Source organism: Kitasatospora sp. NPDC057198 (assembly GCF_042670125.1).
Classification (GTDB): Bacteria; Actinomycetota; Actinomycetes; order Streptomycetales; family Streptomycetaceae; genus Kitasatospora.
The window spans coordinates 1-6,624 of sequence record NZ_JBHUWH010000430.1; the positions used below are offsets into that span (position 1 = coordinate 1).

Annotated in this window: 6 protein-coding genes; all 6 read left to right on the forward strand. The window is 74.1% G+C overall.

The window, feature by feature from the left end; all coding sequences use genetic code 11:
- Nucleotides 1–33: 33 nt before the first annotated feature.
- The 6 genes from rpmI (at nt 34) to pheT (ending at nt 6,584) form a co-directional block, all read left to right on the forward strand.
- Entirely contained in the window at nt 34–228 is a 195-nt protein-coding gene (gene rpmI, locus ACFUEL_RS32245) for a 50S ribosomal protein L35 (protein ID WP_030268653.1), read from the forward strand.
- Between the two features lie 104 nt (nt 229–332).
- The gene (gene rplT / locus ACFUEL_RS32250; RefSeq protein ID WP_380240535.1) at nt 333–719 is read left to right on the forward strand and encodes a 50S ribosomal protein L20; all 387 of its coding nucleotides are present in this window, start codon (nt 333–335) and stop codon (nt 717–719) included.
- Between the two features lie 103 nt (nt 720–822).
- The gene (locus tag ACFUEL_RS32255) at nt 823–1,692 is read left to right on the forward strand and encodes a TrmH family RNA methyltransferase (RefSeq protein WP_380240537.1); all 870 of its coding nucleotides are present in this window, start codon (nt 823–825) and stop codon (nt 1,690–1,692) included.
- A 44-nt stretch (nt 1,693–1,736) separates the two neighbouring features.
- Nucleotides 1,737–2,825 (forward strand): ATP-binding protein, encoded by a 1,089-nt coding sequence (locus tag ACFUEL_RS32260; protein WP_380240539.1) that lies wholly within the window; start codon nt 1,737–1,739, stop codon nt 2,823–2,825.
- Nucleotides 2,826–2,952: 127 nt separating this feature from the next.
- Nucleotides 2,953–4,074 carry a phenylalanine--tRNA ligase subunit alpha gene (gene pheS, locus ACFUEL_RS32265; protein ID WP_380240541.1) on the forward strand — a complete coding sequence of 374 codons (1,122 nt, stop codon included), beginning with the start codon at nt 2,953–2,955 and terminating at the stop codon, nt 4,072–4,074.
- Nucleotides 4,074–6,584, forward strand: a complete 2,511-nt coding sequence (gene pheT / locus ACFUEL_RS32270) for a phenylalanine--tRNA ligase subunit beta (protein ID WP_380240543.1) — start codon at nt 4,074–4,076, stop codon at nt 6,582–6,584. The genes pheS and pheT overlap by 1 nt, the downstream gene beginning before the upstream one ends.
- Nucleotides 6,585–6,624 lie beyond the last annotated feature (40 nt).

Consider the following 6,624-nt stretch of genomic DNA (forward strand, 5'->3'; position numbering starts at 1 on the left):
GGCCGGAACGGACCGACGAGGAGAAACGGCGACATGCCGAAGCAGAAGACGCACAGCGGCGCCAGCAAGCGCTTCAAGATCACTGGCTCCGGGAAGGTGCTGCGCGAGCGTGCCGGCCGTCGCCACCTGCTCGAGCACAAGCCCTCGACGCTGACCCGCAAGCTGGCCGGCAACGCCGAGATGGCCCCGGGCGACGCGAAGAAGATCAAGAAGCTTCTCGGCAAGTGATCGCCCGCCCGCGACCGCGTCGCGGGCACCAGCTGATCCTTTCCGACCGAATCGAATAACGGACCGCCGGCACGACCCGAGGTCCGGAACCAAGGAGTAATGAAGTGGCACGCGTCAAGCGGGCAGTGAACGCCCACAAGAAGCGCCGGGTCATCCTCGAGCGGGCCTCCGGCTACCGCGGTCAGCGCTCGCGCCTGTACCGCAAGGCCAAGGAGCAGGTCACCCACTCGCTCGTCTACAACTTCAACGACCGCAAGAAGCGCAAGGGCGACTTCCGCCAGCTCTGGATCCAGCGCATCAACGCCGCTGCCCGTGCCAACGGCATCACCTACAACCGCTTCGTCCAGGGCCTCAAGGCCGCGGGCGTCGAGATCGACCGCAAGATGCTGGCCGACCTCGCGGTGAACGACTCCGTGGCGTTCCAGGCGCTGGTCGAGGTCGCCCGCAAGGCGCTCCCGGCGGACGTCAACGCCGCCAAGGTCGCCGCCTGATCCAGGCACTCGCCCTGAGAGCGTTCCCCGGACCCGCAGGCCGCCCGGCCTGCGGGTCCGTCGCGTACCGCGCCCCCGCCCGTCCGTGACGAAGATCGTGAGCATGAGCACCGAGACCCCCCTGCTGACCTCCCTGCGCTCCCCGCGCGTCGTCGCCGCCCGCCGGCTCGCCAAGCGCAACCAGCGCGGCAAGGAGCGGCGCTTCCTGGCCGAGGGCCCGCAGGCCGTGCGGGAGGCGGTGGCCTTCGGGCGGCTGCCGGACGGCGAGCACGCCGTGGTCGAGGTGTACGTGACGCCCGAGGCCGCCGGGCGGCACGCCGGGATCGTGGCCGCCGCGCGGGAGGCCGGGCTGCCGGTGCTGGGCGCCACCGAGGAGGTCGTCGCCGACATCTGCGACACCGTCACCCCGCAGGGCATCGTGGCGCTGTGCCGGTTCATCGACACCCCGTTCGAACAGGTGCTGGCCGCCCGCCCGAAGCTGGTCGCCGTGCTCGCGCACGTGCGCGACCCCGGGAACGCCGGCACCGTGCTGCGCACCGCGGACGCGGCCGGGGCGGACGCGGTGGTGCTGACCGACGCCTCGGTGGACCCGTACAACCCGAAGGCGGTGCGGGCGTCCGTCGGCAGCCTGTTCCACCTGCCGGTGGCGACCGGGGTGCCGGTCGAGGAGGCGGTGGCCCGGCTGCGGGCGGCCGGGGTGCGGGTGCTGGCCGCGGACGGGGCCGGGGAGCGCGACCTCGACCAGGAGCTGGACGAGGGCACCCTGCAGGGCCCGTGCGCCTGGGTGTTCGGCAACGAGGCGTGGGGCCTGCCGGAGGAGACCCGCGCACTGGCGGACGAGGTGGTGAAGGTGCCCATCCACGGGCACGCGGAGAGCCTGAACCTCGCCACGGCGGCCGCCGTGTGCCTGTACGCCTCCGCGCGCGCCCAGCGCTCCCGCGGCGGGTGTCGCGCCGAGGGCCGGGCGCGCTAGGGTCGGTTCCTGGGCCTGCGAGGGGGCGGGCGGGGAGGACACCCATGGGCGGCGTCAACTGGGCACCGGTCGAACCCGACGACCTGCCGGACGGGCTGGTGGTCGCGGACGGGCGGGGCCGGGTGGTGGTCTTCAACCGGGCCGCGGAACGGATCACCGGCCGTTCCGCGCGCGGCGCGATCGGCGTCGAGCTGGAACGGGCGCTGCCGCTGGAGGACCTGGACGGGCGCCGCTGGTGGCGGCTGACCGACCCGTACGGCGGGCTCGCGACGCGCACCGGGCAGCCCGAGCGGAACCTGCTGCTGGACGGGCGCGAGGTGCTGGTGTGCGCGCGGTACGTGCGCGAGGCGCCGCGCGGACCGGTGCGGCAGGTGGTGGTGACGCTGCGCGGCACCGAGGCGCGGCGGCGCACCGAGCGCTCGCACGCCGAGCTGATCGCCACCGTCGCGCACGAACTGCGCTCCCCGCTGACCAGCGTCAAGGGCTTCACGGCGACGCTGCTGGCCAAGTGGGAGCGGTTCAACGACGGCCAGAAGCGGGTCATGCTGGAGACCGTCGACGCGGACGCCGACCGGGTGGTGCGGCTGATCGCCGAACTGCTGGACATCTCCCGGATCGACGCGGGCCGGCTGGAGATCCGCAAGCAGCGCATCGACCTGGCCGCGGCGGTGCACCGGCACGTGGCCGGGAAGGTCGCCGCCGGGACCCCGGCCGAGCGCTTCGACATCCGGGTGTCCGGGCCGCCCGCCGAGCAGTGGGGCGACCCGGACAAGATCGACCAGGTGCTGGGGAACCTGCTGGAGAACGCGGTGCGGCACGGCGAGGGCACCGTCACCATCGAGGTCGGCCCGGCCAAGGAGCTGGTGGAGGTGCCCGGCACGGCGCCGCGGGTGGTCGAGGGCACCGCGGTGACCGTCAGCGACCAGGGCGCGGGCATCCCCGAGGAGGCGATGCCGCGGGTGTTCACCCGGTTCTGGCGGGGCTCCAAGCGCGGCGGCACCGGCCTGGGCCTGTACATCGTCAAGGGCATCGTGGAGGCGCACGGCGGGGTGATCCGGATCAGCCGGGCCGACGGCGGCGGCGCCCGGTTCCGGTTCGTGCTGCCCGCGGGCGTCCCCGACTTCATGCTCTGAGCCGCCCGGCGGCGAGGTCCGTCGCGGTGGGGGGTCGCGGCCTGCGACTACACTCGACCCTTGGCGTTCTTGGACGCCCGGCGACGCAGCAGACCTGATCACGAGCAGGAGCACGGGAAAGATAGAGATGTCGGCACCCAATAAGTCGTACGACCCGGTCGAGGTCGAGGCCCTCAAGCCCGAGGTGGTGGAACAGGCCCGGGACGGGGCGATCGCCGCCTTCGCCGCCGCCGCCGACCTCGACGAGCTCAAGCAGGCGAAGGTCGCGCACACCGGCGACCGCTCCCCGCTCTCGCTCGCCAACCGCGAGATCGGCGCCCTGCCCCCGCAGGCCAAGGCCGCCGCGGGCAAGCTGATCGGCCAGGCCCGCGGAGCCGTCAACAAGGCCCTGGCCGAGCGCCAGGTCGAGCTGGAGGCGGAGCGCGACGCCCGGGTGCTGGTCGAGGAGGCGGTGGACGTCACCCTGCCGTACGGCCGCGTGCCGCGCGGCGCCCGGCACCCGCTGACCACGCTGGCCGAGCGCATCGAGGACACCTTCGTCGCGATGGGCTACCAGGTCGCGTCCGGCCCCGAGGTCGAGGCGGAGTGGCTGAACTTCGACGCCCTCAACCTGCACGCCGACCACCCGGCCCGCTCGATGCAGGACACCTTCTTCGTCGAGGCCCCCGACGGCACCGCCGACTCCGGCATGGTGCTGCGCACCCAGACCTCCCCGGTGCAGATCCGCGCGATGCTGGCCGGCGAGCCGCCGCTGTACGCGGTCAGCCCCGGCCGGGTCTACCGCACCGACGAGCTGGACGCCACCCACACCCCGGTGTTCCGCCAGGTCGAGGCGATCGCGGTCGACGAGGGCATCACCTTCGGCCACCTCAAGGGCACCATCGAGGTGCTGGTGGAGAAGCTGATCGGCGGCGGCCTCGAACTGCGCTGGCGCCCCTCGTACTTCCCGTTCACCGAGCCCAGCGCCGAGATCGACCTGCAGTGCTTCGTGTGCCGCGGCGCCTCGGTGGGCAACCCCGACCGCCCGTGCCGGACCTGCTCCTCGGAGGGCTGGATCGAACTGGGCGGCTGCGGCGTGGTCAACCCGCGGGTGCTGGTCGCCGCGGGCATCGACCCGAACCGCTACAGCGGATTCGCCTTCGGCCTCGGCCTGGAGCGGATCCTGATGAACCGCCACAACGTCGCCGACATGCGCGACATGGTCGAGGGTGACGTCCGCTTCACCCTCCCGTTCGGGATGGAGATCTGATGCGCGTCCCGCTTTCCTGGCTGCGCGAGTACGTCGACCTGCCGGCCGGCGAGACCGGCCGCGACGTCGCGGCCCGGCTGGTCCGCGCGGGTCTCGAGGTGGAGACCGTCGAGCAGCTCGGTGCCGACATCAAGGGCCCGCTGGTGGTCGGCGAGGTGCTCTCGATCGAGGAGCTGACCGGCTTCAAGAAGCCGATCCGGCACTGCTTCCTGAACGTCGGCACCGCCAACGGCACCGGCGAGCCGCAGGAGATCGTCTGCGGCGCCACCAACTTCCAGGTCGGCGACAAGGTCGTGGTGATCCTGCCCGGCGGCGTGCTGCCCGGCCCGTTCCCGATCTCCGCCCGGCAGACCTACGGCCACACCTCCGCGGGCATGATCTGCTCCGCCCGCGAGCTCGGCATGGGCGACGACCACAACGGCATCATCGTGCTGCCGCCCGAGTACGAGGCCGGCACCGACGCCCTCGAACTGCTGCAGCTGGTCGACGAGGTGCTCGACATCGCGGTCACCCCCGACCGCGGCTACTGCCTGTCCATGCGCGGCGTGGCCCGCGAGGCCGCCGCCGCGTACGGGCTGCCGCTGGCCGACCCGGCGCTGCTGGACGTGCCCCCGGCCAACTCCTACGGCTACCCGGTGAAGGTCGCCGACCCGGTCGGCTGCGACCGCTTCGTGGCGCGCACCGTCGTCGGCGTCGACCCGGGCGCGAAGTCGCCGATCTGGCTGCAGCGCCGCCTGCAGAAGGCCGGGATCCGCCCGATCTCGCTGGCCGTCGACATCACCAACTACGTGATGCTGGAGGTCGGCCAGCCGCTGCACGCCTACGACCGCAGCCGCGTCGACGGGCCGATCCAGGTCCGCCGGGCGGAGGCCGGCGAGGAGCTCACCACGCTGGACGGCGCCAAGCGCAAGCTGTCCGCCGAGGACCTGCTGATCTGCGACGACTCCGGCCCGATCGGCCTGGCCGGCGTCATGGGCGGCGCCACCACCGAGATCCTCGACCCGGTCTTCGACGCCGCCACCGGCCTTGCCAGCGGCACCACCGACATCATCATCGAGGCCGCGCACTTCGAGCCGGTCGCCATCGCCCGCGCCGCCAAGCGCCACAAGCTGCCCTCCGAGGCGTCCAAGCGCTTCGAGCGCGGCGTCGACCCGGAGGCCGCCCGGGCCGCCGCGCAGCGCGCCGTCGACCTGCTGGTGCTGATCGCCGGCGGCACCGCCGAGGCCGGCGTCACCGACATCGCCGCCCCGCACCCGGTGCGCACCATCCCGATCGACGCCGACCTGCCCGACCGGGTCGCCGGCGCCGAGTACGGCCGCGAGACCGTCACCCGCCGCCTGCAGGAGGTCGGCTGCACGGTCGTCGGGGCGGACGTCCTGGAGGTCACCCCGCCGTCCTGGCGGCCCGACCTGACCGACCCGTACGACCTCGCCGAGGAGGTCATCCGGCTGGAGGGCTACGACAACGTCCCCGCCCGGATGCCGGTCACCCCGCCCGGACGCGGCCTGTCCGAGGCGCAGCGCTTCCACCGGCGGGTCGGCGTGGCGCTGGCCGGCGCGGGCTACGTGGAGATCAACGCGTACCCGTTCGTCGGCGACGCCTCCTTCGACGGCCTCGGGCTGGACGCGGACGACCCGCGCCGGCGCACCGTCAAGCTGGTCAACCCGCTGAACGACGCCGAGCCGGCGCTGCGCACCACCCTGCTGCCTGGCCTGCTCGGCGCGCTGCGGCGCAACGTCGGGCGCGGCAACACCGACCTGGCGCTGTTCGAGACCGGCACGGTGTTCCTGCCCAAGGCCGAGCCGAAGGTCGCCCCCCGGCTGCCGGTGGACCGCCGCCCGACCGAGGAGCAGCTCGCCGAGCTGGACGCCGCCCTGCCCGACCAGCCGCGCCGGGTCGCCGTCGCGCTGACCGGCGAGCGGCTGCCCTCGGGCTGGTGGGGCAAGGGCGCGCCGTCCGGCTGGGCCGACGCGGTCGAGGCGGCCCGGGTGGTCGCCGCCGCCGCGGGCGTCGAACTGACCGTCCGCCAGGCGCAGTACGCGCCGTGGCACCCGGGGCGCTGCGCCGAGCTGCTGGTCGGCGAGGAGGTCGTCGGCCACGCCGGCGAGCTGCACCCGCGCGTGGTCAAGGCGCTGCACCTGCCGGAGCGCACCAGCGCGATGGAGCTCGACCTGGACCTGCTGTTCGCGGACGGCCGCCGGGTCTCCGGCCCGCCGGTCTCCGCCTACCCGGTGGCCACCCAGGACGTGGCGCTGATCGTCGACGCGGGCGTGCACGCCGCGGACGTGGAGGCGGCGCTGCGCGAGGGCGCGGGCGAACTGCTGGAGTCGCTGCGGCTGTTCGACGTGTTCACCGGCGAGCAGGCCGGCGCGGGCAAGAAGTCGCTGGCGTACACGCTGCGCTTCCGGGCCGCGGACCGGACGCTGACGGCCGACGAGGCGTCGGCGGCCCGCGAGTCGGCGGTCGCGGTGGCCGGCGAGCGCACCGGCGCGGTGCTGCGCGGGGCCTGACGGCCCGCCGGAGCCCCGTCGCGTCCCCCCGGGGTGGGGG